The following is a 23945-nucleotide window of genomic DNA, read 5'->3' on the forward strand; positions in this document are numbered from 1 at the left end:
GCATGAGCATGGCGGACCGCGATGGCGTGATCTGGTTGGACGGCGAGTTCGTGCCCTGGCGGGAAGCGAAGGTCCACGTTCTCACTCACACGCTGCACTACGGCTTCGGCGTGTTCGAAGGCGTGCGCGCCTACCAGACCGTGAACGGCCCGGCGATCTTCCGCCTGCGCGAGCACACCAGGCGCCTGCTCGACTCCGCCAAAATCCTCGGCATGCACATGCCGTTCAACGCCGAGCAGATCAACCAGGCCTGCATCGAAACCGTCCGCGAAAACGGTCTGGAGAGTGCCTACCTGCGCCCCATGGCGTTCTACGGCTCCGAAGGCATGGGCCTGCGCGCCGACAATCTCTCCACGCACGTGATGATCGCCGCCTGGGAGTGGGGTGCGTACCTGGGCGCAGAGAACATCGAGCGCGGCATCCGCATCAAGACTTCGTCCTACACCCGGCATCACGTCAACGTGACCATGTGCCGCGCCAAGGCGAACGGCAACTACATCAACTCGATGCTCGCGCTGCAGGAGGCGGTGGCCGCCGGCTACGACGAGGCGCTGCTGCTCGACACCGAGGGATTCGTCGCCGAAGGCTCGGGAGAGAATTTCTTCATGGTGCGCGACGGCGTGATCTATACGCCGGAACTCGCCTCGGCACTCGCCGGCATCACCCGCGACGCCGTGATCCAGCTCGCCGCCGAAGCCGGCTTCGAGATTCGCGAGAAACGCATCACCCGGGACGAGGTCTACGTCTGCGACGAGGCCTTCTTCACGGGCACTGCCGCCGAGGTGACGCCCATCCGCGAACTCGACGGCCGCATCATCGGCGAAGGCGCCCGCGGGCCGATCACGACGCGGCTGCAGAAGCTCTTCTTCGACCAGGTGGAGGGCCGCCGGGACGCCCACCCGGAATGGCTCACACCCGTGGCCTGACCATCGCTCGGGAGGATACGACGTGCCTGACCCGCAGACCCACGACCAGGAGGGCCTGATCGAGCCCAGCTCCGCCCATCGCTACGAGGTGACCGCGGACGACCTGCCACTGTCCTGCCCCATGCCGGGAATGTACCTTTGGAGCTCCCACCCCAAGGTGTACATACCACTGCACAAGACCGGCGAAGGCAAATGCCCCTACTGCGGTGCGGAATATGTGGTCAAGGATTTCGACCCGGACGACCCACGCATCCGCGCCCAACACCGGCGCGAGTGACCGCCTGGCGCCGGCGGACCACCGTCGGCGCCACCTCCACCCGTGTTTCGAGCCCGACTCGTCGACTGCCTGCTGCGCCTCACCGCCCGGCTCCCGCTGCCGCTGTTGTACGCCGCCGGCGGTGCGCTCGGCCGCCTCGCCGACCGCATTCCGAACGACGCCCGCCACATCACGCGGGTGAACGTGGAGCTGTGCTTTCCGGAGCTCGACGAAGCCGGCAAACGCCGCCTCGCCCGCCGGGCGCTCGCCGCGTCGGCACGTAACCTCCTCGAGCTCGGCGCGCTGTGGCACCGGCCACTGCCGCGGACCCGGGCGCTGGTGCGCGAGGTGGACGGTGCAGGGGTGTTCGACGACGCTCTCGCCGAGGGCCGCGGCGTCCTCATCATCGCCCCGCACCTGGGCGCCTGGGAGCTGCTGCAGGCGTGGGTGGCCGCGCGGGCTTCGCTCCATGCCCTTTACCGACCGCCACGCCAGCAGTGGCTGGAGGGGGTCATCACCCGCGCACGCTCGCGCACCGGCGCTCGCATGTGGCCGGCACGCCCTTCGGGCATACGGGCGCTGTTCAAGGCGCTGCGTGCCGGTGAGGCGGTAGGCATCCTCCCGGATCAGCAGCCGCCGGGCGAGGGCGTGTTCGCGCCGTTTTTCGGCCAACCGGCGAAGACCATGACACTGTTCGGCAAGCTCGCCGCGCGTGGCAATGCCCCGGTGCTGGTGGGCTGGGCGGAGCGTCTGCCCGGCGGTCGCGGCTACCGCGTGCACTGGCGCCGCGTGCAGAAACCGGTCGCCGATCCGGACCCCCAGCGGGCGGCCGAGGCACTCAACGACGCGATCGAGGCGGCGGTGCGCGAATGCCCGGAGCAGTACCTGTGGACCTACCGCCGCTTCTCCCGCCAACCCCAGGGTGTGCGCAATCCCTACAAGTGCTTCGCAAGCCGTGGGGGGTGGTTGGTGCGGAGGGATTGATCGCTCGGCGTCGAGAATACGACAAGCAAGCTCGTGCCGCTTCGCGGCGAATGGATCATGCCGGCATCCGATGCGCTTGCGCGCACGTGTGCCGGCCTACGCGAGTTGCACCTTCTCCCCCACCAGGGGCATCGATCCACCGTCCCTCGCGGGAACGCCCGTAGCGTTTACAGGTGCCGGAGGCGGGCGTTGCGGCGGGAGCGTCTGCCGCCGCAACGTCCGCCTCCGGCACACCCCCAACGGTAACCGGTACCTGAGGGGACGCGGGCCGCAATGCGCGATTACGCCTTTCACAAGAAGACGGCTGTAAAGCGAGCCCCGACGGCGGTAAATCCGCGCAATAGGGGCCGGCCACCAGAAGCAGCCGACCCACCGGGATTGACCCCTTCGCGCGGGCCACCTCAGGCGGCGGCTTCCTCGTCCGATTCCTGGTCCACCGAGTTGCGGATGAGGAAGTCGAACGCGCTGAGTGCAGCCTTGGAGCCCTCGCCCATGGCAATGACGATCTGCTTGTACGGCACGGTGGTGGCGTCGCCGGCGGCGAACACGCCCGGCACCGAGGTCTCGCCGCGGGCGTCCACCTCGATCTCGCCGAACTTGCTGAGCTCGATCGAGCCCTGAAGCCACTCGGTGTTGGGCAGCAGGCCGATCTGGACGAATACGCCGGCGAGCGCCACGTGGCGGGTCTCACCAGTGGCACGGTCCTCGTAGTCGAGGCCGTTGACCCTGGAGCCGTCGCCGGTGATCTCGGTAGTCTTCGCCGAGCAGATCACGTCCACGTTGGAGAGGCTGTGCAGCTTCTTCTGCAACACGTCGTCGGCGTTCAATTCGTCGGCGAACTCCAGCACGGTGACGTGGTCGACGATGCCCGCCAGGTCAATGGCCGCCTCGACGCCGGAGTTGCCGCCGCCGATGACGGCAACGTGCTTGCCCTTGAACAGCGGGCCATCGCAGTGCGGGCAGTAGGCAACACCCTTGTTGCGATACGCTTCCTCGCCGGGCACTCCGAGCGCCCGCCACCGCGCTCCGGTGGCAAGCACCAGCGTTCTGGCGCGCAGCGATCCACCGTTGGCCATCTGCACCTCGTGCGGGCGCCCCGGCGCATCGGCGGGCACCAGCCTCTCCGCGCGCTGAAGGTTCATGATGTCCACGCCATACCCCCTGACGTGCTCCTCCATGGAAGCGCTCAGCTTCGGCCCCTCGGTATAGGGCACGGAGATGAAGTTCTCGATGCCCAGGGTATCCTGCACCTGACCGCCGAAGCGCTCAGCGGCGATGCCGGTGGTAATGCCCTTGCGTGCCGCGTAGATGGCCGCCGCCGCTCCGCCAGGGCCGCCGCCGACGACGAGCACGTCGAACACGTTCTTGGCGTTGACCTTCTCCGCCTCGCGTGCCTCCGAGCCGGTGTCGAGTTTGGCGACGATCTCTTCCAGACCCATGCGCCCCTGGGCGAAGGGCTCGCCGTTGAGGAACACGCTCGGCACGGCCATGACCTCGCGGGCCTCGACCTCATCCTGGAACAGGGCACCGTCGATCGACTCGTGACGGATCCTCGGGTTGATCACGCTCATCAGATTGAGCGCCTGCACCACGTCCGGGCAGTTCTGGCACGACAGCGAAAAGAACGTCTCGAAACGGAAGTCGCCGTCCAGCGACTCGATCTGCTCGATCACCTCGCGGGTGGCCTTGGACGGATGACCGCCCACCTGCAGCAGCGCCAGAACGAGCGAGGAGAATTCGTGGCCCATGGGAATGCCGGCGAAACGCACGGCGATGTCGGTACCCGCGCGCTGGATCGTGAACGACGGCCTGCGCACGTCGGCGCCATCGTCGCGCAGCAGAGTGATCTTTTCCGACAGCGCCTTGATCTCGTGGAGCAGCTCGTCGAGCTCCCGCGACTTCTCGCCGTTGTCCAGGGTGGCGACCAGCTCGACCGGCTGCGTCACATTCTCGAGATAGGCCTTCAACTGGTCCTTGAGTTTGGCGTCCAACATCACGACGGCTCCCCCCATCGGCTGAGCTTGGTTCCGGTGCGTCGCCGGCCCGGCTTCGCGTATCCGGCGTGCGCGGGAATATTCTCGGGTAGCGGACCCGGGCCCCCCGGGTCCGCTGGAGCGGCATTCAGATCTTGCCGACCAGGTCCAGGGAAGGCTCGAGCGTCGTCTCGCCCTCCTTCCACTTGGCCGGGCAGACCTCGCCCGGATTGTTGCGAACGTACTGGGCGGCCTTGACCTTGCGCAGCAGGTCGGCGGCATCACGGCCGATGCCCTCGGCGGTCACCTCGACGGCCTGGATGACACCGTCGGGGTCGACCACGAAGGTGGCCCGGTCCGCCACGCCCTCGTTCTCGCGCAGGTTCTCGAAGTTGTTGGTGATCGCGTGGGTGGGATCACCAATCATGGTGTAGTTGATCTTGCCTATGGCCTCGGACGTGTCATGCCAGGCCTTGTGGGCGAAGTGCGTGTCGGTGGACACGCTGTAGATCTCCACACCCAGCTCCTGGAACTCGTCGTAGTGATCGGCGAGATCCTCGAGCTCCGTGGGGCAAACGAACGTGAAGTCGGCCGGGTAGAAGAACACCACCGACCACTTGCCGCGGAGATCCGCATCGGAGACCTCGAAGAACTTGCCCTGCTTGAACGCCTGCGCCTTGAACGGCTTGATCTCGGTGTTGATCAGAGACATCGGTTTACTCCCTACCGTTGAAAATCACGGATAAGGGTAAGGATCCACCAACAATCAATCCAATCGATAGTTTTTCTTGTCGCAATAGGCGGTCGCTATCGAATGTGCGCGCAACCACCTCGGGCGGCAGCGGTCCGCTTTACGCACCGAAGCGGTAGCCAAAGCGCTGAATGTCTTCGGCGTAGTGCCGGGCCACCAGCTCGCGGGTCTCGGGGGTGTAATAGTCGGTATAGGGGCGTCGGCCCCCGGCTTTGCGCCGGTGCGGCAGGTCGGGCGGCGCAATGCCGATGTGACCACAGATCTCGGCGAAATCCTCCGCCAGGCACTCATAGCGCGCGATGTAGTCGACGATCTGCCGGCCCTGGAAGTCGCAGACATACTCCCACTGCCGCTCCTGGGAAATATCCAGGAGGTAGTCGTACTCCCGTTCGGGGTCCAGCTTGGCGTGCAGGAACTGCTCGAAGGTCTCCAGATGGGCGAAGCGATGGGGGCGCTCGCGTTTCAAGTGGTGAAAGGAGCTGACCTGCAGATCCCAGGGGTTGCGCACCACCGCGAACTTGAAGAACCCGTCGAAGAGCTCCCGTGGCAACATCTCCATCGCAGCGATCGCCTTGGCGTGGCGTGGAAACTTGATGCCGAGCGCGTGTTTCGGCCGGGTCGACTGGCTTATCAGGCTGCAGAAGGCGAGCAGCGGCGTGTACGGCCACCCCCAGCGGTACGGGCGCAGCGCGGTACGGATGCTGGTGCCACCGGTTTTGGCGATGTGCACGAAAAGAAAACGGTGGGTATAGGAAATCAGCATGGCGACTCAGTGCGTGTCTCGTCGTCCGCGGGCTCGAGCCCCAGGCAGCGGAGGTAGCCATCGGCGCTCGCTTCCACCGTATAGCCGGCCACCGCCTCCCGCAGCAGCGACGCCGGCGTGGGCTCGGCAAGCACGTGCGCCATGGCCGTGGCGAGCGCCTCATCGTCGCCAACCGGTACCAGCGGGCCGTAGCGCCCGTCGGCGAGGAGCTCACGGGGGCCGCTGGGACAATTCGTCGCCACCACCGGCGTTCCGCAGGCGGCTGCCTCCGTGAGCACATTCGGCGACCCTTCCCAGGCGGAGGAGAGCACGAAGAGGTCGGCTCGGGCCATCCAGGCGTACGGGTTGTGCACCTGCCCCACGAGATCCACCGCCTCCGCCACCCCGGCTTCGGCCGCACAAGTCTCCAGATGCGAGCGCTCGCCGCCCTCGCCGAGAATAATGAGCCGAGCATCGCGCACCCGGCGCATGCGGGCGAAGGCCCGGATAAGGGTGACGAAGTCCTTCTGCCGGGTGAGACGCCCCGCCCCCATCACCACCGGCACCGAACCAGTATCCAGCCACCGATGCACCACCGGCTCGGCAATGAGCCCGGGCAGCTCCGTGGTGATCACCGGGTTGCGCACGACATGAACCCGCTCGGCCGGCAGCCCGGTGATGTGCCGCGTGTCCGCCGCCACCCCTTCGGAAACCGCCACGACGGCGTCGATGCGTGGGTACAGACGCTGCATCGGGGCACAGCGCCACCACCGCTGGATCGCGCTACGCCCCTCCAGCGCCGCGGACAGGTTCGTTCCCAGGCGGCCCACCAGCCGCGTTGGCACCCCTGTGAGCGCCCGCGCGACGATCGCGGTGCGAATGGCTCGATCCTTGGCCGCGAGCAGCGCCGCCGGACGCTGCCGGCGCAGATAGCGGCAGAGTGCCGGCAGGGCCATGCGCGTGTGGTCGGTGCCGGCATCCACGAGCCGCACCCCCGGGGGCAACGGCTCGGCCAGCGCGTTCGCGCCCACGGCAATCAGGTCCACGGCGAACCCGCGTTCCACGAAGGCCCCCAACAGCCGCAGCACCATGCGCTCCACGCCGCCGCGGCCGGAGAAGGACACGAATGCCGCGACGCGGGTATCCGTATCCGCTGCAGCATCCACGCTGCGGCGGCCGGTCCGGTCCGAATGGGTGATAGCCACTACAGCCCAGCTCCCCCTAGTGTCCGGGCACGGACGTTCGTCGTATTGATGAACGCGCCGGCCCGGCGCGGGAATCTCGCGCACCTAACCCGAGCGCCAGGGCGTAGGCCTCCGCACTCGCCGTCAGGGTGTAATCACTCACCGCCTCACGCAGCACTGCCGGTGACGGCGGCGAAGCGAGTGTCTTCTCGATGGCCTGCGCCAGGGCCTGCGGGTCGGCCACGGGCGCAAGCGCACCGAAACGCCCGTCACCCAGGATATCGCGGGGACCACTCACGCAATCGGTGGCGACCGCCGGCGTCCCGAGCGCCATGGCCTCGATGAGCACGTTGGGCTGCCCTTCCCAGCGCGAGGACAGTGCAAAGAGCGCGGCACGGCGCATATAAGCGTAAGGATTGTCCGTGAACCCGGGCAGGGCGACGTCATCCTGCACCCCGAGACGGCGAATGAGCCGCTCCATACGCTGGCGCTGGCGACCTTCGCCGAGAATTACCAACCGCACCGGACGCCGGGCCCGCACGGCAGCGAAAGCGCGGATCAGGGTGGGAAAGTCCTTCTGGCGCCGGAACCCGCCGACACCGAGAATCACCGGTGCCCCCCCGTCCTCGAGCCAGGGATGCGGACACGGCGCCGCCGCCGCGGCGTACAAGTCGTCGTCGATTACCGGGTTGGGCAACACGTGCACCCGCTCCGGGGCCACACCCAACGGCCCCGTGAGCTCGTCGCCCGTGGCCCGGGAAACCACGAGAAAACCGTCCACGTTGCGATAGGTCGCGCGCAGCCGCCGCCGCAACCACCAACGCCGCAACGGATTGCGGGAGCGCTGGCGCACCCGGTGAAGCTGAGGCACACCAATACGACAGTACAGTGGCACTTCCAGGCCGGCACGCGTGAGCACGCCCACCGCCAGCGCTTCGTCTTCGGGCTTGCCGGTGACCAGTCGCGCCGGGCGCTCACACTCGAGATAGGCTTGCAGCTGACCGGCGGGATCGTCTCGTTCGTGCCGGAACACGCGCACATGGGTCTCCAGCTGCTCCACGTAGGGAAGCTCGCCCTTCGGCACCAGGAAGTCCACCGCGAGACCGCGCTCCCGGGCGAAGCCGAGCGCGAGCCGCACCAGCATCCGCTCGACACCGCCTTTTCCGTAACCGCTCAGAAAGATCGCCAGATCACGGCTCATGGGCCCTCCGTCGCAGCCGCCGGGGATACTACCATGCGCGCTCGCCAGCGCCGCGGATCTGATACCATCCGTGTCACACCGACCCAACCGCTATACGCATCACGGGAACCACCGCCGCCGCATGCGCCCGACTTATGACATCGTGCTCTTCGGCATGATAAGCCGCCATCCGGGCAAGAACCGGGGCGGTGTCTCCATGAGTGTGCGCCGGCTGGCCAATGCCCTGAACGCGCAAGGCACCCGGGTGGCGATCGTCACCTCCCAGGCCGCCTGTCACGACGAGTGGCTGGAGCACGTCGATCCGGCCGTCACCGTCATCGCCCATCGCCGGCTCTCGCGGCTGCGGCTGAGTCTCGCGATGGCACGGTTTCTCGCCGTGCATCGTCCACGAAGCGTGGTCGCTTTCGACCAGCGTGCCGGGCTCATCCTTCGGCGAACGCCGCGCCTGCCTGGCACCACCCCCCGTTTGTTCTGGTCACCGCGGGTTGCGGTATCGGCCCGTACCGCAGCAGCCGGCGATCGCGCCCGGGTCCGCCGTGTGCGCGAAATTCGCGCCATACACCGCGACTTCGACGGTATCATCGCCATCTCCCACGGGCTTGCGGAAGACCTTACCGCCTTCGCCGGCATTCCGGCCGACGCCATTACCACGATCCACAACCCTGTGATCGACGCCGCATTCAGCCAGGCTGCGGCCCGGCCCTGCCCAAAGACACCGGAGATTCCCCCGCAGCGACGCCTGATCGTCACCACCGGCCGCCTCACCGGCCAGAAAGATCACGCTACGCTGATCGCCGCCTTCGGTCGCGTCCAGGAGCGAGTTCCATCGCATTTGCTGATCATAGGCGAAGGCCCGGAGCGCGCCGCGCTGGAGCACCGCATCACCGAAGCCGGGCTCGCCGGGCACGTGAGCCTTCCCGGACACATCACCAACCCGCTGCCGCTGATGGCGCGCGCCGACGTCTTCGCGCTTTCGTCACGCTGGGAAGGCTTCGGCAACGTGCTCGCCGAGGCTCTCGCCCTGGGGCGGCCGGTGGTGGCCACGGACTGCCCGTTCGGCCCGCGGGAAATTCTCGACCACGGCCGCTACGGCGCGTTGACGCCCGTGGGTGATGCCGATGCCATGGCCGATGCCCTGTTGCAAACGCTCGCCGCACCGCCTGCGCCGGCTCACCAGCGCACCGGCAGCACGCGTTTCGATGCCGAACACATCGCCGCCCGCTACCGCCAGCTCATGCTGGCGCGGACGTGATACCCAGACGTTACTAACCTTTGCGAAAGTATTGCCAGGTTTCAGCGCCACTGCGCGGTGTCTCGGCAAGGCGCGGGAGCGCCGGCGTGGCGAGGCTCACGTCAAGCGAGCGCAACGCCGCCGAGGCGCCGCGCAGTGGCGCCCTGCGGGTGGCCGTGTGCGCCGCTGTGGACTGCGTTGCTCGTCGCTCATGTAGAGCTGCTACACCACACTCCTCGCGCCACTGACCGTCGAGGCGAGTGACTCGGGATACCGCAAGCCCACAGTGGCGGCGTACCGCCACGGCTTGTCGAAGCGAACAGCGGCGCACACGGCCACTGAAACCTGGCAATACTTTCGCAAAGGTTAGTACCGGGCACGCCAGCCGCGGGCGACGGCGAGACCGGCGAAAAGCGCGAGCACGAACGGCGCGCGATAGCCGCCAAGCACGTGGTTCGACATGGAAGCGCCGAACATGGCAATCAACACGACGAGACTGAGCACGGCGTAGCCCTCGCGTTCTCCGGCCCGTAGTGCCCGCCGGGCGTACCAGGCAGGCACTAGGAAGAACGCCGCGAAAAACGCGAGCCCCGGCATCCCGTATTCCACCCACATCACCAGGGCACTGTTGTGGAGATGCTCGACGCCATAATGCGCCACCACGGCGTCACCCGACGCCGCGAGGACGGCAGCGTCGGTACCCGGCCCCTGACCCAGCCAGGGCCGCTCGCTCACCGCCTCGATGCCGACTTGGTAGATATGCAGGCGCTGGCCCACGGAAGTTTCCGTATCCACGTCTTGCCACTCGCCCACCAAGGCACTGACGAGCGCGTCGTGCTCGCCGCGCCAGCGTTCCAGCATGCCCTCCCCCAGCACCAGGGTGGCGCCAATGAGCACCGACGCGAGCCCGAGGATGGCGACGACGAGCGCCGGCCAGCGGCAACGGTTCGCCGTACCGGCTCGAAGCAGGGCGACAACAAGCACGGGTAAGAGCACGATTGCGAGCAGCCACACGGCGCGCGTCTGCGACAGGAACACGCCGGCCAGCGTGACCGCCGCGAGGACCAGCAGCGCCCCCCCCGCACCGAGACGTACCGGCCGCGACCACGATGGCTGCTGCGAGACCCTGTAGGCCGCGAGAATCGCACACAGCGCCCCGATCAGCGCCCACAGAGCGAAATTGACCGCCGAGTCGCCGAACGACGCCCGCGCGCTGCCGGCGAGCAGCGCCCAGCCGTCCTCGGCCTGCCAGCGCGCCAGCACCCTGGCAAGGAGCCCCAGAGGCAGGAGGGCGATCGTCCAGGCAGCAGCCGACGGCAGGCGCTCGAACCAGAAAGCGAGCACCAGTATCGACAGCAACCCACCCTGGACGTACGGCGCGGTGGCGGCAAACGGCGCGAGCGTACCAGAGAGGGTCGCCGACACGGCGGCGTAGATGCCGATGTAGCCAAGGTAGGCGAGCGTGATCCGTCCGGCGAGGGTGTGGACGAGATATCGCAGGAGCCCGTCGCGCATGACGACGGCGGCGATCAGGAGCAGACCGAGCGCCGAGTTGGCCCAGCTCACCTTGTAGGTCGCACTGAACGCGAACACGGCGACGAGCGCCAGTGCCACGCGCTCCGCCCAGCGTGGCGACCGACTCGCTGTGCCCCATAGCCCGCTCACGCCTGCACGCATCGACGCCAGACAGACTCGTTGCCGTTCACCATGGCCTCCACGGAGAAGGCCCGGAGCACACGTTCCCGCCCCGCCGCACCCAGCCGTTCCCGGATATCGGGTTCGGCGAGCAGGCCGATAACCGCCCGTGCCAGCGCGTTCGCATCGCCGACCGGAACCAGGTGCCCGTTCTCGCCATCGACCACCACCTCAGGGATACCGCCCACCGGGGTGGCGACCACCGGTACCTCGCAGGCAGCCGCCTGCAGCAGCGAGACGCCGAGCCCTTCCATGTAGGCGGGGTGGGCGAGCACGTCGAGGCAGGGCATCACCTGTTCGAGATCATCGCGAAAACCGGCGAAGACGAAGCGTTCCGCAAGCCCCGCCTCTGCCACTGCCGCACGGATTGCGTCGACCTCCGGGCCCTGGCCGAAAAGCAGAAAACGGGTGCGTGGCTGCGTGGCCAGAATGGCCGACGCCGCCTCGACGAGCAACCGATGCCCCTTCCGAGGGATGAACTGGGCGACCATGCCAACGGTCTGCTCATCGGCGTCCAGCGAGAAGATGCGCCGGAACCATTCACGGTCGCCGCCGGGGCGATAGCGCTCGGTGTCCACCGCGCTCGGTACGCAGGTCACCTTCTCCGGCGGCACGCCTTCGGCGAGCAGAACGCGGCGGATGCCCTCGGAGATCGTCACGACGTGGGCATAGAGGCGATACTTCAGCGCGACCTGCCAGCGGCGTTCCGGGTTGTCCACGCGCCGGCTGAGCACCGCCGGCACGCCGGCGAAACGCGCGGCGATACCACCGAGCACGTCCGCACCGCGGCGACTGTGCAGGTGGACCAGGTCGGCGCACTCCTCGCGCAGCACCCGGACGAGCCGGCGTGCGAACCCAATGTCCAGATCGCCGCGTACCGGAATGGCCACGACACGGTCGGCGACGCCCTCGGCGGCCGCAGCGATTTCGCTGCCCGCGGGGCAGACGAGCACGTGCCGGCCCGGATGCTCGCGCACGCCGCGCAGGAGAAAGAGCACCTGGAGGGCGCCGCCGTAGAGGTGCATCCCCGTCTCCACGTGGACGACGGTCATGCCGCCTCCATGAGCGACCGGGTCAGCGCATACACGTCATCGGCGCGATGCAGCCGCATGCAACTGAACACGCCGCCGCACAGTGGACGGCGCCGGCACGGCGAACACCACAGGGGTTCGTAAAGCACCCGGGTCACCGGGCTGTCGGTCTCCAGGTACGGCCGGGTCGAGCCGAACAACGCCACCGTGGGCACGTTGAACGCGCTGCCCATATGGGTGAGCGCGGTATCCACGCCCACCAATGCACGGGCGCCGGCGACCACCGCAGCGCTCGCGCGCAGCGACAGCTTGCCGGCGAGACTCACCGCGGCGGTGTCGGCGGTCAGCCGCGCCGCGGCCTCCCTGTCATCTCCTCCGCCGAGAATCACCGGGGTCACGCCTGCCTCGGCGGAGAAGTGCCCCGCCAGGCAACGCCAGCGCTCCTCGAACCAATGCTTCTGGGGGCGGGTCGTAAACGGGGCGAACACCACGTGATCGCCGACCACCCCAGCGCCGGAGACGGCTTCCCGGGCGGCGGCACGATCGTCCTCGGCAAGCGCGAGGTCCATGGGAAAACGCTGCGCATCGACGCCAAGGTGTTCGGCAAGCGCACGGTATTCGCTCCCGATACGCGGATCGTCGCGGGGTGGTGCGAGAACACGCGTCATCAACCGTTCGCTACCCTCGCGCGAGGCAATGCCGATGCGTTCGCCCGCACCGGTGATACGCGCCCATGACCCGCTCTTGAGCAACCCCTGGGTGTCCAGCACCAGATCGAACTCACGTGCACGCAGCTCGCGTACGAAGGCTCTCACCGAGCGCACGAGCTCAGGGTAGCGACGCTCGCCGCGCAGCCGCTGCCACTCGCCGCGCGGCCAGACCATGACCTCATCGAGACGCGGGTTGGCCTGCAACAGGCTGGCGCCGGCGGGCTCGGCGAGCCAGGCGATATGGGCGTCCGGCCACCGGGCGCGCAACGCCGGGATCAACCCGGATGCCATGACGATGTCGCCGAGCGCCGAAAGCCGGATCACCAGAATACGGCGCATCAGCCGGCCTCCCGATGGCGGCCGTTGCGCAGACGTTCGTAGAGGCTCACGTAGCCATCGACGACGGCGGTCTCGCCGTGCTCGCGCTCCAGCGTCTCACGCCCGGCGGTGACCAGCGATGCGCGTTGGCTGTCATCGAGGGCCAGCAGCTCGGCGAGCACCGCCGCCAGCCCCGCCGGGTCCTCGCAGGGCGCCAGCAGACCGTTGTCCCCGTCGCGGACGATCTCGTTCGCCCCGGGCGTGCGGGTACCCGCCACCGGCAGCTCATGATTCCAGCCTTCCAGGATGACGTTGCCCAGCGTCTCGTGGCGCGAGGGACAGACGAGAACATCACCGAGCGCGAACCAGGGGTCGGGATCATCCTGCCAGCCGGGCCAGTGCACGCGCGGCGCCACGCCCAGCTCGGCGGCGAGCGCCCGCAGGTCACCGGCGAGCGGTCCATCGCCAACGATAATGAGATGCAATGGCCTGCCGCCGTGCTCGGCGGGCAGACGCGCGAAGGCCCGCAGAAGGTCGTCGAAGCCCTTGATATCGATGAACCGCCCCAGCGTGAACACCACCCGGGCCTCCTCGGGGAGGCCAAGGCGCAGGCGCAGCGCCGCCCGCTCCCCCGCCGTCACGGTTCGCGGGGGTGGCACGAAATTGCCGATGTGGAAGACGCGCTCGGCGGGCAGTCCCTCGCGCACCAGATAATCACAGACACCACGGGTGTTACCGACCCAGGCATCGCAATGACGGTAATACCCATCGAGCTTGTAGTAGCCACCAAGGCGTGCGATGTGAGACGCACCGAGACGTGCCGGCACCCTGGTCAGTCGCGTCGCCCGCCCCATGTACGTCTGCACCGCGTCGGGTCGCTCCCGGCGCAACAGCCGCCGCAGACGCGCAACGGTGCCGGCGTCCCACTTGTTGGCGAAGGGAAGGTGGTACTGACGCACGCCCGAAGCCGCGAGTGCACGCGCCACCGGACTGCCCGGACGATTGACCGCCACGGTCTCGTGGCCGGCGGCGTTGAGGGCCTCGATCAGACGCACGTAGAAGCGGTCCGCCCCCCCGAACTGCCGGCTGCCGAGCACGTGCACGCTTTTCATGCGGCCCGGGCACCACCGGCGCGGTCCTTGCGCGCATGCTTGCAGTGAAGTTTCCAGAGAAAACCGATGAGGTTGTCCCCGTAGGAAATCGCCTTGCGGGGGATCTCCTGCGCGCCATCGGCGGTGTTCGCGGCACCGCGGATACAGGTAAGCCCGCTGGCATAGCCGGCCTCGGCGACGAGTTCCCGGCTGCGGACGTCGTAGTCGCCGTAGGGATAGCAGAAATGGCGTACCGGCACGCCGAGCAGCGTCTCCAGGCGAACCTTGCTCTCGTGGATCTCCCGCCGCTGCGCGGTTTCGTCCAGGCGGGAGAGCCGCGGGTGGCTCAGGGTGTGGGAACCGAACGTCACGCCCTCCGCGCTCAGGGCACGCAGGGTGTCCGCATCCATGAGCGGCGCCTTCGCCTGCCCGTCACCAAGCCACTCCGCCCGCCCGCCGATATGGTCGGCGACCAGGAAAACCGTCGCGGGAAAGCCATGGCGCCGCAGCACCGGCCAGGCATGCTCGCGGAAATTCTCGTAGCCGTCGTCGAAGGTGAGCACCACCGCGCGGGGCGGCAGGGTCGCGTCCCCGTAGAGTCCATCGAGCAGGCGGTCGAGACCGATGACGTTGTAGCGGAACCGGCGCAGCCAGGCCATCTGGGCCCGGAATCGGCGCACATGACAGTAACCTGCCCGGTGCAGCTTGGGTGCGGCGAACGGCCCCACCTGGTGATACATCAACACGGAGACCGGCGGTTCGGCAGGCGGCATCGACTCGCTCATCCCTGGGGCGTGGCGTGAACGCACGGCGCGGAGTTTACTAAGCTTGCGTGCGGCATTGCCATGCATCAGTTCCGCGCCAGCCGTTCCACAATACCGGTGGTGGAGTAGCCGTCCACCAGCGGCAGAATACGCACCTCGCCGCCGCGAGCGAGCACGTGCTCGTGCCCGGCCACGTCCTCGACGCCGTAGTCGCCGCCCTTGACCAGCACGTCCGGGGACACCGTCTCGATCACGCGCGTAGGAGTATCCTCGGCAAACGGCACGACCCAGTCCACGCTCGCCAGCCCCGCGAGCACCGCCATGCGATGCGCCAGCGGGTTCACCGGCCGTGCCTCGCCCTTGAGCCGACGCACCGAGGTGTCGTCGTTCACCGCCACCACGAGGCGGTCACCGAGGGCGCGCGCCTGCTCCAGGCAGGCGACGTGGCCCGGGTGGAGAATGTCGAAACAGCCGTTGGTCATGACCACGACTTCCTGCCGCGCGCGCGCGGCGGCCACCCTTTCGAGCAGCTCTGCCTCACCGAGCACATCGTGACGGCCCCCGCCGGGCTGCCAGCGCCGCGCGGCACTGCGAAGCTCGGCGGCACTCGCCGTGGCAGTACCCAGCTTCCCCACGACCACGCCTGCGGCCAGATTGGCGACGGCCGCCGCCTGGGTGAGATCATCGCCGGCAGCGAGCGCCGCGGCGAACACCGCGATGACCGTGTCCCCGGCACCGGTGACATCGAAGACCTCCTGCGCCTGGGCTGGAATGTGCACCGGCTCGGCGCCCCGGCGCAGCAGCGTCATACCTTCTTCGCCCCGGGTGACCAGCAATGCGTCCACCTCCAGCTGCTCGGCGAGCGCCGCACCGCGGGCGTGAAGCGTCGCCTCGTCGGCGCACGTACCCACCACACGCTCGAATTCCGAGCGGTTCGGCGTGATTACCGTCGCTCCCCGGTAGGCCTGGAGGTCCACCCGCTTCGGGTCGACGAGCACGGGCAGACCGCGGGAACGGGCTGCCGCGATCAACGGTCCGGGGTCGCCGAGGGCCCCCTTCGCGTAGTCGGAGAGAATGAGCGCGTCCATGCCATCGAGTGCCGACTCGATGGCGGCGGAGGACAACGCCGGCACACGCTCGGCGGCATCCTCGAAATCCAGGCGAATCATCTGCTGGTGCTGGCTGACCACGCGCAGCTTCGTGATCGTTCGCATCGCTGAATGACGCTGCCAGTGGCACTCGACGCCGTCGCCCATCAGCGCCCGGCCGAGCGCTCCGGCGGCCTCGTCCTCACCCACCGGGGCAACCAGACGGGCCCGCCCCCCCAGGGCGGAGACACCGCGTGCCACGTTCGCGGCACCACCGGGGCGATCACTCGCCTCGCCCACGCGAACCACCGGCACCGGTGCCTCCGGCGAAATCCGTGCGGTTTCGCCGTACCAGTAACGATCCAGCATGACGTCACCGGCCACGAGCAGGGCCACATTGTCGAACTCGGGTATCCTCATGAGCGTTTCCTGCGTCTGCGCCGCGTCCGCGTATAGGGTCGCGACTCGCCCTCCGGGCGCGTCTTGAAGCGCCGATGCACCCAATAGTACTGATCCGGGTAGCGGCGCACCTCCGCCTCCAGGGACGCATTCAGCCGCGTCGCGTCGGCGAGGTCATCCCCGCTGGGGAAGCCCTCCAGCGGTGCCCCGAGCTTCACCACGTAGCCGGCGCCATCTTCGCGAGCGAGCCCGTAACAGGGAATCACCGCGGCGCCGGAAAGCCTCGCCAGACGCGAGGTCATGGTAATCGTGGCCGCCGGCACGCCGAAAAACGGTGCGAACACGGCGTGGCGCCGACCGTAGTCCTGATCCGGCGGATACCACACCACCCGGCGCGCACGCAGCGCCCGCACCAGCGCCCGCATGTCGCGACGGTCGAAGGCGTGCTCCAGGTGACGCCGCCGGCTCTCGCCCATGAAATGCTCGATCACCGCGTTGCGATTCTGCCGGTAGATCACCTGGAAGGGGAACTCCCGGGCCAGGATCCGCCCGGAGATATCCAGCGGAATGAAGTGCGCGCTGACCAGGATGACGCCACGGCCTTCGGCCAGGGCGCGGTGCACGTGCTCGACGCCTTCCACATGCCCGAGCCGGGCGATGCGGCGCTCGGGCGCCCACCAGGCCAACGCCAGCTCCACCAGTCCGCGTCCGGTGCGACGGAAATTGCGCCTTGCCAGGGTGTCGCGCTCGGCGCTGGACCACTCGGGAAAGCACAGCCGCAGATTGGTATCGACGATATGGCGGCGATAGGGAATGAGGTACCAGGCGAGCCACCCGAGCACATCCCCCACGGCCATGCCCCAGCGATACGGCAGGCGAGCGGCGCCCCACAATACTCCAATGCCCAGCCAGGTCAGCCAGTAACGCGGCGCGAGCAGCTTGCGATCCATGGACGATACGCGTGGATGAGACAAGCGGTGCAGTATACCAGACGGCCGGTAGCGCACCGCTATGCTAGTGTGCGCGGCGATGGATCCACGCACACCTTACACTGCCGCCCTGCGTGTGGCGACACCGTTACTGTTCGCGCGCCTGCTCTGGCGCGCGCGCCGGGCGCCCGGCTACCGGGCGCGCTGGGGTGAACGGCTCGGCTACGCACCCGCCCTGCCCGGCGGGTGCATCTGGGTGCATGCGGTCTCGGTGGGTGAGACCATCGCCGCACGCGGGCTGATCGAACGGCTCATGCACGAGCACCATGATCGGCCCATGCTGGTGACTTCCACCACCCCCACCGGCTCCGCGCGCGTACGCGCGCTGTTCGGCGACCGCGTCCACCACTGCTACCTGCCCTACGATGTCCCCGGAGCGGTATGCCGATTCCTCGACCGTACTCAGCCCTCGCTGGGCATCGTCATGGAGACCGAGATCTGGCCGAACCTGCTCGCCGCCGCCGAGCAGCGCCGCGTGCCGGTCATGCTGGCCAATGCTCGCCTGTCGGCGCGTTCGGCGGCGGGGTATGCCCGGGTACCGCGGCTCGCTGCCGCCGCGCTTCGTCGCTTCGCCGCCATCGCCGCACAAACCGAAGCGGATGCCGCGCGTTTGCGCACGCTCGGGGCACCACCCGAACGCATCGCGGTCACCGGCAGCCTCAAGTTCGACCAGGAAGTAAGCGAGGCACACCGAGTGGCAGGGCGAACGCTTCGTGCGGTGCTCGGCACACGACCCGTCTGGGTCGCAGCGAGCACCCACGAGGGCGAAGACGCCGCGGTGCTCGATGCACACCGCTCACTACGGCAGCGCGTCACCGACGCCGCGTTGGTCCTGGTGCCCCGCCATCCCGAGCGGTTCGATGCCGTCGCCCGCCAGGCGCAGGCGGCAGGATTCCGTATCGCCCGCCGCTCGGTCGCCACACAGGCCGAACTCGAGCCCGCGGAGGTGATCATCGGTGACACCATGGGTGAGCTCCCTGCGCTGCTGGCCGCCGGCGACCTGGCTTTCATGGGGGGAAGCCTGGTGGACGTGGGCGGGCACAACCCCCTGGAACCGGCCGCGCTTGCCCTGCCCGTGCTCACCGGCCCGGCCGTGCACAATTTCAGCGAGATCTTCAGGATGCTGGAATCGGCGGGTGCGGCACGTTTCGTCAGCGACGGTGGAACACTCGCGGCGGCGGTCGAAGCCCTGTTCACCGATCCTCAGATACGGACCGACATGGGCGCGGCCGCGGCGGCCGTGATGGCGGCCAACCGCGGTGCGCTGGAGCGGGTCACTGCGACGGCGACGCGTCTTCTTCGGAGTCGATAGCCTCGACACTCACGTACGGCCCCACCTCCTCGGCGAGCAGCTGGTTGATCGAGGCGAGATCGTCCTCGCCCAGACTGCCGACGGTCTCCTGCAGCCGCAGTGTATTCAGCAGGTAGTCGTGCCGGGCCTGCTGGTAGTCGCGTTCAGCCTCGAAAAGCCGCTGCTGGGCGTCGAGCACATCCACGATGGTACGCGTGCCCACCTCGAAGCCGGCTTCGGTGGCGGACAGCGCCGTGCGGTTGGACGTGCGTGCCTGATCCAGCGCCTGCACGCGCTGAAGCGCCGTCTGCACGCCGCGGTAAGCGTCCGCCGCGGCGCGGGTGACGCTGCGCCGGGTGGCCTCCAGTGCGGCCCGCGCCTCGGTGTACTGGGACTGTGTCTCGCGCACCCGCGAGCTCGTCTCCCCACCGGTGTATAGCGGCACGGTGAGCTCCAGGCCAGCGGCGAGTTCCTGGCTATCCGAGCCACCGGTCACCCCCGAGGAACCAACGCCGCCGCTGGCGTGGCTACCGCCGTAGCTCGCCACGGCGTCGACCTGCGGGTAGTGTCCGCCACGGGCGACGTCCACGCGCTCCATGGCCGCCTCCGCCGACCGGCGGGCCGCCGTCAGATCCCAGTTCTGCTCCTCGGCACGCTGCCGCCACGCATCCTCCTCGGCCGGCGAGGGCGCGGTGAGCTCGACGCCCTCACGCACGCGGGCGAGGTCCTCATAGCTCGCGCCGGTTACCTCGCGAAGGCTCGCCAGTGCGCTTTCCAGGGCGTTCTCGGCCTGAATCACACCGGCACGGGCGGTATCGTAGCGCGCCTTGGCCTCCTCCACGTCGGTACGCGCGATGAGCCCGACATCGAAGCGCTCGCGGGCCTGCTCGAGCTGGCGGTTGATCGCCTTGAGCTGGGCCTGGGCCGCCTGCAGCGCGACCTGGGCATCGAGCACACCGAAATAGCGTTCCGCGACACGGGTCATCAGTGCCTGCTCGGCACTGGCGAAGCGCGCCGTCGCCTGGGCTACCGACGCCTCCGCCACATCGAGCTGCTCAAAGGCGTCATAACGGAATACCGGTTGACGCAGCTCCACACCGTAGCTCACGGAATTGAAGCTCTCGTTCATGGACGGCGCCCCGTCCGGGTCGACATCCTGGTAGGTGCGCTGCGCCGAGGCGTTGGCGCCGATCTCCGGAAGAATGCCGGCCCGCGCCTGGGGCAACGCTTCCCGGGCGGTTGTCAGCTCGGCCTGCGCCTGCTGGAACGTCGGGTCGCTCTCGCGGGCCTGGCGATAGGCATCGATCAGGTCCTCGGCAGCCACCGCCGGCAGCGACGCCGCAGTCAGCACCGCGGTGAGCACGATACGTTTCATCATCCACTGGACTCCCTTCAGTAGCGTGGCACGGCCGCATCCACGTGCTGCGACCACGCATCGATACCGCCACTAAGATTGATGATTTCGTCGAATCCGGCCCGTTCGAGCCACTGCCCGGCCATGGCGCTGCGCACGCCGTGATGACAGATCACCGCCGTGGGGCGGCGCGGATCGAGCTCCGCGGCGCGCTGCGGCAACTCGGCGAGCGGAATGTGATGGGTCCCCGCGATGGCCGCGGTATCGACTTCCCAGGGCTCGCGCACATCGACGAGCTGGAGGTTCGGCTCCGCCTGCAGGCGGGCGGCCAGCGCCGGCGCGTCTAGTGATTCCATGCCGTCCCGGAGACCACCCTAGAGCTCGAACCGGGGGGTGACCCGGGCGCCGCGCAGCGGCGGTATGCTGGTATCGAACAGGCTCTCCACGGCCCACTGGTCATCCGCCACCCGCGTGATGAGCAATGCCTCCATGATCGGCAGCTGGCCAACCACGACGATGAGCCGCCCACCGATGGCAAGCGTACGGTGAAACCCCTGGTGCAACTCGGGCAGGGAACCGGTGACAGCGATGACGTCATAGCGATGACCGTCATCCCAGCCCGCCGCGGCATCGCCGACCTCGAGGCGGACGTTCTCGACGCCGCGGCTGGCGAGGTGCTCGGCGGCAAGCTCCCGGAAACTCTCGTGTATGTCCACGCTGGTGACCTCGCCTGCCAGCCGTGCGAGGCAGGCAGCGAAGTAACCGCTCCCGGTACCGATCTCCAGCGCGCGTTCACCGGGTTGTGGTTCGAGCGCCTGCAGCATGCGGGCCTCCACCCGCGGCTCGAGCATTACTTCATCATGGGCCAGCGGCAGCTGCAGGTCCGCGTACGCGAGATTGCGGTACTGGGCGGGGACGAAGTCCTCGCGCGGCAGCGCCTCGAGTACGTCCAGGATACGGTCGTTGAGCACCTCCCAGGGCCGAACCTGCTGCTCGACCATGTTGAAACGTGCCCGCTCGAGATTGACTTCGGTCATGCCGCGATCCTCGGTTCATCCACCCCACGGAAACCGGTCCAAGACTAAGCACTTTGCTATTACCAGGCAACCGCATGACCGTACAATCACTTGAGTGGCTTCCACGCCCCGCGCCCGCAACAGCCGGCCTCAGGGCAGTAGCGCCTTGGCCGCCCCCAGCCCCGTCAGCCAGGCGCGCCACAAAGCCAGCGCCAGGCCGATCAGCGAACGGCTGTCGCGTCGCTTCCAGGCCGGGCGGCGCATCCCCAGCAGGAATCCGCCGACACCCGCGGCAGCCAGCACCGACGGCCGGCCGGCCACACGCCGAAACGCCTGACGGCAACGCCCCCGTGCCGCCGCGAGCGTCTCACGATCGCTCTTCAGCCGCAGGCGCTGACGACGCACTGCCCGTTTGAGTCCGTGCATCCTCGCCTCCGCCCAGCAACAGTTCCCGCGTATGCTCGAAGGTGAGCCAGCGCGACAACCGGCGCAGGTACCAGCCCACTGCCCAGGCACCGGCAACGTTCACGCCGGCGAGAGCGAGCAGCACCCAGACCACGGGGGCCCCGACGGCCGTCACCCACACGAGCACTGCCGCCTGCGCCAGAAGCCAGGCGGCAGTGACAAGGATCGCGGCTGCGACGCCCGCCCCCACCATTCGCACCGCGGCGAGGCCGGCCAGACGCGTCTCCAGGGCGGCGAGCTCACCGGCATCGGCGGCAAACCGGCGGTAACCGGCAACGACTTCACCGACCGCCGTCGCCGCCTCGGTGAATGGTCCACCTTCCTGTGAAGCTCGACCGTCGCCCTCGCTCATGCTCACCGCCGGCGCAACAGCGCCCCGACGATGAAGCCCGCAGCCGCGGCGATCCCCAGGCTGGTATAGGGATGCGTGCGGAGATAGCCGTTGAGTTGCTCGTAGACTTCCTCGCCTTCGCTGCGGGCACGCTGGCGCGCCTCGTTTACACGACTAGCAGCGTCGGCGCCGCGTTCGCGGATGCGCTCCTCGGCGTAGCCGCCGCGTTCGGCGAGTCGGTCCACGGTCTCGTGGGCGGCGCTCGCCAGACGCTCGGTGGTGCGATGGCGCTCGTCACCCGCGCCCTCGTTCATCGGGGTCGACGTCTGATCGCTCATGCTCACTTCCTCCCGGGCCCTTCGGCCCAAAAGTGGCTGTGATTACCCCATCATATGTCATGCGGCCAGGAGCGCGTTCCATCAACCCTTGCGGCGCCGCAGATCCGCGCGCGGGTCGAAACGGCACTGCTCGCGCATGCGCTCGAACAACGTCCGCGCGCGCTCGTCGTCGGCGGGCGGATTGACGATCCGCAACGTTATGTACTGATCACCCGGCGGATCTCCGGGCAACCCGCGGCCGCGCAGGCGCAGGCGCCCGCCGCTCTGCGAGCCCGGCGGAACCCGCATCTCCACATCCCCGTCCAGCGTCGGCACCTTCAGTCGCGCCCCAAGCGCCGCTTCCCATGGCGCCACCGGCAATTCCAGATGAATATCGCGGCCACGGAGCTCGAAGTAACGATGGGGCGCGATGTGGATCTCGAGATACAGATCGCCTGCCTGACCGCCCATGCCGTAGCCGCCCTGGCCGGCCAGACGAATGCGCTGCCCCTCGGTGACACCTGCGGGTACACGCACCCTCAGACTCCTCCGAGTGCGGCGCACGCGCCCGGCGGCGTCCGGCTCGCTGCCCTCGAGCTGCACGGTGCGCGTGACGCCGTGGTAGGCCTCTTCCAGGGTCACGGTGAGGGACGCGCCCTGGTCCGCACCGCGGGGACGCGCTCCGCCGGCGAAACCGTGCGCACGCCCCGGACCGCCACCGGCTGACCCGGCGTGGCGACCGAACAGGCTGTCGAACGGGGAACCGTGCGCACCGCCGAACAACGCCTCGAAGAAGTCGCTGAAGTCCTCGTCGAACCGGCCATGGCCGGGGTCGGCGCCATGGAACTCCCAGCCGGGCGGCGGCCGGAAATCCTCGCCGGCGTGCCAGCCGCTGCCGAGCTGATCGTAGGCGCGGCGCTTGTCGGGGTCGCTCAACACCTCGTACGCTTCGCCGACTTCCTTGAAGCGCTGCTCGGCGTCCGGCTCACTGCTCACATCCGGATGATAGCGACGCGCTAGCTTGCGGTACGCCCGCTTGATCTCGTCGGCGCTGGCGTCACGGCTCACTCCCAGCGTTTGGTAGTAGTCCTTGTATTCCATGTAACCCTATGCCCCTGATGCACTGACCCGTCGGGACTTCGAACACCGGGGCGTGGCGAGGGGGCGCGGCTGCGCCCCCGTGCTCACCCCTCGACCTGAATGCGTCGTGGCCGGGTCTTCTCCTGCTTCGGAATCACCACCTGCAACACACCATGGTCACTGCGAGCGCTGATACGCTCTGCATCGGCGGTGTCCGGCAGGCTGAACCGCCGGTAGAAGGATCCGGCCACACGTTCGACGCGCTTGTAACCTTCGGCCGATTCGTTCACTTCCGACTGCCGACTCCCGCTTATCGTCAGCAACCCGCCTTCCATGTGTATGTCGATGTCCTCGGGGCGGACGCCGGGCAGATCCGCTTCGATGACATAACGGTTCGGCTCTTCGCGAATATCCACCGCCGGTGTCCAGTCGCTGGTCGCCAGGCTGCTGGCGTCGTCACCGCCCTCGGAGAGGCGGCTCAGCTCGCGGGTAAGCTCATTGATCAGCCCCAGGGGCTCATAACGTCGAATCGCCATATCTGAAACCTCCGTTCAACGACATTGCTTTCATGGCGGCAGCGACGAGAGCCGATCAGCGCTTCCATCAGCACCGCCGTCAACAGAGGAAGTGGTGCCGGGGACAACGAATTCAAGACAACTCGGCGACTTGCGCTTGCAGCAGCGTGCGGGCGCTGGTATAAAGACCGGTCTTCGAGGAACCTCTGATCAGCACCATGTCCTGCCGCCGGATCGCGGGCG

General features: G+C 68.3%; 25 protein-coding genes. 5 read left to right on the forward strand and 20 right to left on the reverse strand.

The window, feature by feature from the left end; genetic code table 11:
- The first annotated feature begins 2 nt into the window (after nt 1–2).
- Genes ACPEES_RS10395 through ACPEES_RS10405 form a run of 3 tightly spaced genes read left to right on the forward strand, consistent with a single transcriptional unit; the run spans nt 3 to nt 2166 of the window.
- The gene (locus ACPEES_RS10395; RefSeq protein WP_435103404.1) at nt 3–926 is read left to right on the forward strand and encodes a branched-chain amino acid transaminase; all 924 of its coding nucleotides are present in this window, start codon (nt 3–5) and stop codon (nt 924–926) included.
- A gap of 22 nt (nt 927–948) precedes the next feature.
- On the forward strand, nt 949–1203 hold the full coding sequence (locus ACPEES_RS10400; protein WP_435103405.1) for a zinc-finger domain-containing protein: 255 nt from the start codon (nt 949–951) through the stop codon (nt 1201–1203).
- 42 nt (nt 1204–1245) lie between these two features.
- Nucleotides 1246–2166, forward strand: coding sequence for a lysophospholipid acyltransferase family protein (locus ACPEES_RS10405; protein WP_435103406.1), 921 nt, complete (start codon nt 1246–1248; stop codon nt 2164–2166).
- Nucleotides 2167–2567: 401 nt separating this feature from the next.
- On the opposite strand, the gene ahpF is transcribed toward ACPEES_RS10405, so the two are convergent.
- The 5 genes from ahpF to ACPEES_RS10430 form a co-directional block, all read right to left on the reverse strand.
- Nucleotides 2568–4160, reverse strand: a complete 1593-nt coding sequence (gene ahpF / locus ACPEES_RS10410; protein WP_435103407.1) for an alkyl hydroperoxide reductase subunit F — start codon at nt 4158–4160, stop codon at nt 2568–2570.
- A gap of 127 nt (nt 4161–4287) precedes the next feature.
- Nucleotides 4288–4851, reverse strand: coding sequence for an alkyl hydroperoxide reductase subunit C (gene ahpC / locus ACPEES_RS10415; RefSeq protein ID WP_435103408.1), 564 nt, complete (start codon nt 4849–4851; stop codon nt 4288–4290).
- A gap of 139 nt (nt 4852–4990) precedes the next feature.
- Entirely contained in the window at nt 4991–5653 is a 663-nt protein-coding gene (locus ACPEES_RS10420) for a sulfotransferase family 2 domain-containing protein (RefSeq protein ID WP_435103409.1), read from the reverse strand.
- On the reverse strand, nt 5647–6723 hold the full coding sequence (locus tag ACPEES_RS10425) for a glycosyltransferase (protein WP_435103456.1): 1077 nt from the start codon (nt 6721–6723) through the stop codon (nt 5647–5649). The genes ACPEES_RS10420 and ACPEES_RS10425 overlap by 7 nt, the downstream gene beginning before the upstream one ends.
- Nucleotides 6724–6853: 130 nt before the next feature.
- Nucleotides 6854–8017 (reverse strand): glycosyltransferase, encoded by a 1164-nt coding sequence (locus tag ACPEES_RS10430; RefSeq protein WP_435103410.1) that lies wholly within the window; start codon nt 8015–8017, stop codon nt 6854–6856.
- Between the two features lie 121 nt (nt 8018–8138).
- Here ACPEES_RS10430 and ACPEES_RS10435 point away from each other — a divergent pair, with 121 nt between their 5' ends.
- Nucleotides 8139–9269: a glycosyltransferase gene (locus ACPEES_RS10435; RefSeq protein ID WP_435103411.1), complete on the forward strand. Its 1131-nt coding sequence runs from the start codon at nt 8139–8141 to the stop codon at nt 9267–9269.
- 345 nt (nt 9270–9614) lie between these two features.
- On the opposite strand, the gene ACPEES_RS10440 is transcribed toward ACPEES_RS10435, so the two are convergent.
- From ACPEES_RS10440 to lpxL, 7 genes are all read right to left on the reverse strand, one after another.
- Nucleotides 9615–10913 carry an O-antigen ligase family protein gene (locus ACPEES_RS10440; protein WP_435103412.1) on the reverse strand — a complete coding sequence of 433 codons (1299 nt, stop codon included), beginning with the start codon at nt 10911–10913 and terminating at the stop codon, nt 9615–9617.
- Nucleotides 10910–11995, reverse strand: coding sequence for a glycosyltransferase (locus ACPEES_RS10445; protein ID WP_435103413.1), 1086 nt, complete (start codon nt 11993–11995; stop codon nt 10910–10912). Before ACPEES_RS10445 ends, ACPEES_RS10440 begins: the two co-directional genes overlap by 4 nt.
- Entirely contained in the window at nt 11992–13023 is a 1032-nt protein-coding gene (locus ACPEES_RS10450; RefSeq protein ID WP_435103414.1) for a glycosyltransferase family 9 protein, read from the reverse strand. Before ACPEES_RS10450 ends, ACPEES_RS10445 begins: the two co-directional genes overlap by 4 nt.
- A complete protein-coding gene (locus ACPEES_RS10455; protein ID WP_435103415.1) occupies nt 13023–14114 on the reverse strand; it encodes a glycosyltransferase in 1092 nt (363 codons plus the stop codon). The genes ACPEES_RS10450 and ACPEES_RS10455 overlap by 1 nt, the downstream gene beginning before the upstream one ends.
- The gene (locus ACPEES_RS10460; RefSeq protein WP_435103416.1) at nt 14111–14866 is read right to left on the reverse strand and encodes a polysaccharide deacetylase family protein; all 756 of its coding nucleotides are present in this window, start codon (nt 14864–14866) and stop codon (nt 14111–14113) included. The genes ACPEES_RS10455 and ACPEES_RS10460 overlap by 4 nt, the downstream gene beginning before the upstream one ends.
- A 77-nt stretch (nt 14867–14943) precedes the next feature.
- Complete coding sequence (gene hldE, locus ACPEES_RS10465) at nt 14944–16365, reverse strand: bifunctional D-glycero-beta-D-manno-heptose-7-phosphate kinase/D-glycero-beta-D-manno-heptose 1-phosphate adenylyltransferase HldE (RefSeq protein WP_435103417.1); 1422 nt, start codon at nt 16363–16365, stop codon at nt 14944–14946.
- Nucleotides 16362–17294: an LpxL/LpxP family Kdo(2)-lipid IV(A) lauroyl/palmitoleoyl acyltransferase gene (lpxL, locus tag ACPEES_RS10470; RefSeq protein ID WP_435103418.1), complete on the reverse strand. Its 933-nt coding sequence runs from the start codon at nt 17292–17294 to the stop codon at nt 16362–16364. The genes hldE and lpxL overlap by 4 nt, the downstream gene beginning before the upstream one ends.
- Before the next feature lie 79 nt (nt 17295–17373).
- On the opposite strand from lpxL, the gene waaA reads away from it, so the two are divergent.
- On the forward strand, nt 17374–18645 hold the full coding sequence (waaA, locus tag ACPEES_RS10475) for a lipid IV(A) 3-deoxy-D-manno-octulosonic acid transferase (protein ID WP_435103419.1): 1272 nt from the start codon (nt 17374–17376) through the stop codon (nt 18643–18645).
- On the opposite strand, the gene ACPEES_RS10480 is transcribed toward waaA, so the two are convergent.
- The 8 genes from ACPEES_RS10480 to ACPEES_RS10515 all read right to left on the reverse strand — a co-directional run bounded on the left by ACPEES_RS10480 (nt 18608) and on the right by ACPEES_RS10515 (nt 23723).
- On the reverse strand, nt 18608–20002 hold the full coding sequence (locus ACPEES_RS10480; RefSeq protein WP_435103420.1) for a TolC family outer membrane protein: 1395 nt from the start codon (nt 20000–20002) through the stop codon (nt 18608–18610). The genes waaA and ACPEES_RS10480 overlap by 38 nt on opposite strands.
- Before the next feature lie 14 nt (nt 20003–20016).
- Nucleotides 20017–20334 (reverse strand): rhodanese-like domain-containing protein, encoded by a 318-nt coding sequence (locus ACPEES_RS10485; protein WP_435103421.1) that lies wholly within the window; start codon nt 20332–20334, stop codon nt 20017–20019.
- Nucleotides 20335–20352: 18 nt separating this feature from the next.
- Nucleotides 20353–21015, reverse strand: a complete 663-nt coding sequence (locus tag ACPEES_RS10490; RefSeq protein WP_435103422.1) for a protein-L-isoaspartate O-methyltransferase family protein — start codon at nt 21013–21015, stop codon at nt 20353–20355.
- A gap of 129 nt (nt 21016–21144) precedes the next feature.
- A complete protein-coding gene (locus ACPEES_RS10495) occupies nt 21145–21420 on the reverse strand; it encodes a hypothetical protein (protein ID WP_435103423.1) in 276 nt (91 codons plus the stop codon).
- Nucleotides 21362–21811 carry a hypothetical protein gene (locus ACPEES_RS10500; RefSeq protein ID WP_435103424.1) on the reverse strand — a complete coding sequence of 150 codons (450 nt, stop codon included), beginning with the start codon at nt 21809–21811 and terminating at the stop codon, nt 21362–21364. The genes ACPEES_RS10495 and ACPEES_RS10500 overlap by 59 nt, the downstream gene beginning before the upstream one ends.
- A gap of 2 nt (nt 21812–21813) precedes the next feature.
- Nucleotides 21814–22128, reverse strand: coding sequence for a DUF883 family protein (locus tag ACPEES_RS10505; protein WP_435103425.1), 315 nt, complete (start codon nt 22126–22128; stop codon nt 21814–21816).
- An 81-nt stretch (nt 22129–22209) separates the two neighbouring features.
- Nucleotides 22210–23208 (reverse strand): DnaJ C-terminal domain-containing protein, encoded by a 999-nt coding sequence (locus ACPEES_RS10510; protein ID WP_435103426.1) that lies wholly within the window; start codon nt 23206–23208, stop codon nt 22210–22212.
- Between the two features lie 83 nt (nt 23209–23291).
- Nucleotides 23292–23723 (reverse strand): Hsp20/alpha crystallin family protein, encoded by a 432-nt coding sequence (locus ACPEES_RS10515; protein WP_435103427.1) that lies wholly within the window; start codon nt 23721–23723, stop codon nt 23292–23294.
- Nucleotides 23724–23945 lie beyond the last annotated feature (222 nt).

The sequence above is a fragment of the Arhodomonas sp. AD133 genome (assembly GCF_051195215.1).
In the GTDB taxonomy this organism is placed as follows: Bacteria; Pseudomonadota; Gammaproteobacteria; order Nitrococcales; family Nitrococcaceae; genus Arhodomonas.

Excerpts from the sequence above, each read along its gene's own strand:
- lpxL (WP_435103418.1), bottom strand. The coding sequence starts at position 17,294 with ATGGATCGCAAGCTGCTCGCGCCGCGTTACTGGCTGACCTGGCTGGGC.
- ACPEES_RS10495 (WP_435103423.1), bottom strand. The coding sequence starts at position 21,420 with ATGCACGGACTCAAACGGGCAGTGCGTCGTCAGCGCCTGCGGCTGAAG.
- ACPEES_RS10500 (WP_435103424.1), bottom strand. The coding sequence starts at position 21,811 with ATGAGCGAGGGCGACGGTCGAGCTTCACAGGAAGGTGGACCATTCACC.
- ACPEES_RS10420 (WP_435103409.1), bottom strand. The coding sequence starts at position 5,653 with ATGCTGATTTCCTATACCCACCGTTTTCTTTTCGTGCACATCGCCAAA.
- ACPEES_RS10395 (WP_435103404.1), top strand. The coding sequence starts at position 3 with ATGAGCATGGCGGACCGCGATGGCGTGATCTGGTTGGACGGCGAGTTC.
- ACPEES_RS10515 (WP_435103427.1), bottom strand. The coding sequence starts at position 23,723 with ATGGCGATTCGACGTTATGAGCCCCTGGGGCTGATCAATGAGCTTACC.
- ahpF (WP_435103407.1), bottom strand. The coding sequence starts at position 4,160 with ATGTTGGACGCCAAACTCAAGGACCAGTTGAAGGCCTATCTCGAGAAT.
- ACPEES_RS10455 (WP_435103415.1), bottom strand. The coding sequence starts at position 14,114 with ATGAAAAGCGTGCACGTGCTCGGCAGCCGGCAGTTCGGGGGGGCGGAC.
- ACPEES_RS10430 (WP_435103410.1), bottom strand. The coding sequence starts at position 8,017 with ATGAGCCGTGATCTGGCGATCTTTCTGAGCGGTTACGGAAAAGGCGGT.
- ACPEES_RS10510 (WP_435103426.1), bottom strand. The coding sequence starts at position 23,208 with ATGGAATACAAGGACTACTACCAAACGCTGGGAGTGAGCCGTGACGCC.
- ACPEES_RS10485 (WP_435103421.1), bottom strand. The coding sequence starts at position 20,334 with ATGGAATCACTAGACGCGCCGGCGCTGGCCGCCCGCCTGCAGGCGGAG.
- ACPEES_RS10490 (WP_435103422.1), bottom strand. The coding sequence starts at position 21,015 with ATGACCGAAGTCAATCTCGAGCGGGCACGTTTCAACATGGTCGAGCAG.
- ACPEES_RS10460 (WP_435103416.1), bottom strand. The coding sequence starts at position 14,866 with ATGCCGCCTGCCGAACCGCCGGTCTCCGTGTTGATGTATCACCAGGTG.
- waaA (WP_435103419.1), top strand. The coding sequence starts at position 17,374 with ATGGATCCACGCACACCTTACACTGCCGCCCTGCGTGTGGCGACACCG.
- hldE (WP_435103417.1), bottom strand. The coding sequence starts at position 16,365 with ATGAGGATACCCGAGTTCGACAATGTGGCCCTGCTCGTGGCCGGTGAC.
- ACPEES_RS10480 (WP_435103420.1), bottom strand. The coding sequence starts at position 20,002 with ATGATGAAACGTATCGTGCTCACCGCGGTGCTGACTGCGGCGTCGCTG.
- ACPEES_RS10445 (WP_435103413.1), bottom strand. The coding sequence starts at position 11,995 with ATGACCGTCGTCCACGTGGAGACGGGGATGCACCTCTACGGCGGCGCC.
- ACPEES_RS10425 (WP_435103456.1), bottom strand. The coding sequence starts at position 6,723 with ATGGTGCTGCGGCTGTTGGGGGCCTTCGTGGAACGCGGGTTCGCCGTG.
- ahpC (WP_435103408.1), bottom strand. The coding sequence starts at position 4,851 with ATGTCTCTGATCAACACCGAGATCAAGCCGTTCAAGGCGCAGGCGTTC.
- ACPEES_RS10450 (WP_435103414.1), bottom strand. The coding sequence starts at position 13,023 with ATGCGCCGTATTCTGGTGATCCGGCTTTCGGCGCTCGGCGACATCGTC.
- ACPEES_RS10505 (WP_435103425.1), bottom strand. The coding sequence starts at position 22,128 with ATGAGCGATCAGACGTCGACCCCGATGAACGAGGGCGCGGGTGACGAG.
- ACPEES_RS10435 (WP_435103411.1), top strand. The coding sequence starts at position 8,139 with ATGCGCCCGACTTATGACATCGTGCTCTTCGGCATGATAAGCCGCCAT.